Below are 2,916 nucleotides of genomic sequence, written 5' to 3'. Positions count from 1 at the left end.
GAATGTACTTAGAGCGTTTTCCATCCCGGTGTACGGATTCGTGCCAGGAGGGGAGAACGTAGGTCGGCAATCCCTTGCCGACGTATCGGCTCGGCGAAGGGCTTTGTCGGCAAGGGATTGCCGACCTACGTATCTGGCTGGCCGCATCCTAGATTTCTAGGATGGGCGAAAATTGCGCGAGGGCGCCGAAATTCCGAAAGTGGCGCTGCCCTCGACATGCAATCTCCTCCTCCGGCAAGCGTCAGGCTCACTCAGGCGGCCGGTCCAGCACCGTGATTGTCACGTCGTGGAGCCGCCAGTTGATCGACTTCGCATCCGCCACAGCGTGACGAATCTTCGCGGGCAAGTCCTCGGGCGAACCGCGCGGCGTCACGAACACTTCGCCGAAGAATACGTGCCCGACTTCGCGCAGCCTGACCGTGGCGCCGGCGACCCAGTCGAGCCTTTCGATGCATGCGCGCAACTCATCGGGGAGCGGTTCGGGACCCGAGCGATCGGTTTTCATCGGGCGGCGCTCCATGAGGTCGTGCACGGCCACGTACACGTTGACCACGCCGTCCTTGAGAATATCGGCGGAAACCAGCGCGGCTGCCACCGGATCGAGCCACCACAGACCGAGGCCGACACCGAGCACGCCGACGGCCGTCGCCGTCTCCGCCATCCAGTCGGCCTTCATCATCTTCGCGTCGGCGTAAAGGATTTTGTCATGGATTTGGGGTGCGAGCTTGAGTTTCGCGCGACCGAAAAAGACGCTCGGTATCGCCGTGTAAGCGATTGCCGCGAGCATAGGCCAGCCGGCCCAGAGCGTATGGCCGAAAAGCGTCATCCCACCGATCGTCGTGCGTTCGACAGCGATCAGCTTGGTCACGGCTTCAACCAGCAAAAACCCGCCCAGACCGACGAGCGAGAGCGAGGCGGTGAGATAGCCGATCGAGACGACGCCATGGTAACCGTAAGGGAAATCCTCGTTCGCTCTGCGGCGCGCGATGCGCGTGCAGACGAGAAAGGCGATCGCCGGCACCGATGAAAACGCGTCTTCAAAGAAGCTCGTCCGCATGGCTTGCGAGGTGCCCATGGTGAGACCGAGAAAGGTCGTGGACGAGGCGATATAGATCAATGTCCACGTTTCCAACCGCCGCGCCTTTTTTAGGTCGCGTTCTTTTTCGGGCGGCAGGTCAAATGCATCGAGGGGCCTCATGGCTGCGCGTTCTCCTGCTGAGCACGGCGTCGCAACATGGCTTTGTCCTGGGCGGCAAGGAATCGGTCCAGCGAAAAAAGCAGCGCGCTCTCGCCCGGCGTCACGGCGAGCACGTGTTTCTTCTCGGTTCCGTATCGATCCTCGATCTCAATGTAAGGCTGCGTAAGACCGAGCTTGGATTTGTAAGGCGTCTTGCTGTCGAGCCCCGCCGCCAGTACATCGATCTCTCGGCGATGCAGCGCTTCAATGAGTTCCGCTTCTGCGCCGCTCCGCCAGGTCACGGGGGCACCGAGGCCTTTCGCCCAAGCCTCGATCAGCTCGGGTTCGAGTCCCATGACGCGGCCGCCCTCGAAGCGTACCCAGGGTGGGTTGTCCGCCACGCCGACACGCAATTCGCCACCGCGCACGCGGTTTAGCGCCCCGGCACTGTCGCGCGGAAGGGAATCGCAGCCGGCCAAGAAGAACACGGTGAGCGCCACCAGAACCAGAGTAGGCATCATCGTTGCGTTCGAGATAGGCCGAATTCGGTCGGTACAATATTAGACCGGCTTGAAGCGGTACGATTTCGTTTGCGGACCTACTAGCAACACCGGCCCTATCATCCGGCCCAATGAGTTGCGATATATCAAATTCCGGAGGGGCTTATGACAGGGGTGCAAGTCGACCGTACTCGACGAGGGCAACGTGTACTTCCTGCTCCGCCCCCGCGTGCAGGAGGAAGAGCCGGAGAAGATCGGTGATATGACGTTCCTCCAGGCGGAAAAACTCGGCGAGGATGTCCGACGAACTGATCAGCGCAAATCGACCGCGGATCATTCAATCCAAACAGTAGATTCATTAAGACGCTCGCCGTAAATGCGGGTTCGGCTGGGGATTGGTGGTCCTGAAGATTCGTCCCACGTCCCTCACCAGAATCCCGTTGATCGCCGTCGAACGGTTCTGTCCGGTCACGATATAGCGGTGGACGTTCATGCCGTTCGCGGTCCGTTCGTGCAAGCCCAGCTTCAGGAAACGCTTCTGCACTTTGTCCCAGGAGCCATCGGATGCATCGGGCTCTTTGGCGAAATCCTGAAATAAACCGGGGCTGACCAGCAACACGCCTTCCGGTACGACATGAATCCGGGTGCCCGGATTGTTGTAATCCAGCTTTTTGCTGGCAATTCCCGCAACCAGCCAGGATAGGAAGGCTTCGCCGAGATCATCGGGAGAAGCGAAAGACAAAGGTAACTTTACCTCATAGTTCTGATGATCGGCCGAATAGCCGGGTGAGTTGGTGCCGGCATTCATCTGGGCAGTCACGGATTCCGGGATATCCGGTGCTGGAGTGGATCGAGGCTTGTCCGAAACCGTGCCTTCCGGTGTTTTATCCACCTGCACCGGCGCCTCGCATCGACGCGGGGAAACCGGCGTGACGGTACCCTGGAATTCGTCGGGCCAGCGATCCCGATTCGGCCAAAGCCGGGAAACCGGAATTCGAATCAGTGTCAGCTCATGCGCCCAACCATCGCCGTTGACCACGGCAAGCCAGATCGCGCGATCGTTGCAGGTCACCAGAACACTGTGTTCCTGCAAGACATCGAAGATACGGTCGTTCTGGGTCGGAATGCCGGTGTGTCCGGATTGCACGAGATGCAAACGTATGGCGTCGACGGTGCGCTTGCTGACCATCCAGAGATCGTCACCGACTCGCCATCCGGCCGCGCCGTTTCGGTTGAGCG

Annotated in this window: 3 protein-coding genes; all 3 read right to left on the bottom strand. The window is 60.0% G+C overall.

Annotated elements, in window-relative coordinates; all coding sequences use genetic code 11:
* Positions 1 to 247: 247 nt before the first annotated feature.
* On the bottom strand, positions 248 to 1,198 hold the full coding sequence (locus tag ABJK70_RS22865) for a cation transporter (RefSeq protein WP_077732403.1): 951 nt from the start codon (positions 1,196 to 1,198) through the stop codon (positions 248 to 250).
* The gene (locus ABJK70_RS22860; protein WP_347259240.1) at positions 1,195 to 1,698 is read right to left on the bottom strand and encodes a transporter substrate-binding domain-containing protein; all 504 of its coding nucleotides are present in this window, start codon (positions 1,696 to 1,698) and stop codon (positions 1,195 to 1,197) included. The genes ABJK70_RS22865 and ABJK70_RS22860 overlap by 4 nt, the downstream gene beginning before the upstream one ends.
* Positions 1,699 to 2,035: 337 nt before the next feature.
* The coding region (locus tag ABJK70_RS22855; protein WP_347259239.1) for a helicase/relaxase domain-containing protein at positions 2,036 to 2,916 on the bottom strand (881 nt) is incomplete at its 5' end.

This window comes from Methylocaldum sp. (assembly GCF_039794385.1).
Classification (GTDB): domain Bacteria; phylum Pseudomonadota; class Gammaproteobacteria; order Methylococcales; family Methylococcaceae; genus Methylocaldum.
Note: the sequence above shows the minus strand (reverse complement) of the source record. Positions and strands in the feature narration are given on the sequence as shown.

Bases quoted from the DNA above. Each gene is read 5' to 3' on its own strand.
- ABJK70_RS22865 (WP_077732403.1), bottom strand. From the start codon at position 1,198: ATGAGGCCCCTCGATGCATTTGACCTGCCGCCCGAAAAAGAACGCGAC.
- ABJK70_RS22860 (WP_347259240.1), bottom strand. From the start codon at position 1,698: ATGATGCCTACTCTGGTTCTGGTGGCGCTCACCGTGTTCTTCTTGGCC.